1 pseudogene is annotated in these 210 nt (G+C 44.8%); it reads right to left on the bottom strand.

Annotated elements, in window-relative coordinates:
• Nucleotides 1–210 (bottom strand): annotated as a pseudogene (locus ACH63V_RS18255) (hypothetical protein); the annotation flags it as partial.

Below are 210 nucleotides of genomic sequence, written 5' to 3' on the forward strand. Positions count from 1 at the left end.
TAATGGTTAAGGTGACTTGACTACCCGGTGTAACGTCTGTGGTGCCACCTGTAATATGGCCTTGAGTATCCACATCAACTGTAATTGAACCATCTACTCGGTCTAAACCACCTTGGTCTGGTGTATCTGGATTATTGTCATGATCCGTCTTCACAAGACTATCTTCAGCATTCACTGGTGTACCATTACGGTCAACCGCATCTGCTTTCA

The sequence above is a fragment of the Acinetobacter sp. ABJ-A23_2 genome, assembly GCF_044538765.1.
In the GTDB taxonomy this organism is placed as follows: Bacteria; Pseudomonadota; Gammaproteobacteria; order Pseudomonadales; family Moraxellaceae; genus Acinetobacter; species Acinetobacter nosocomialis_A.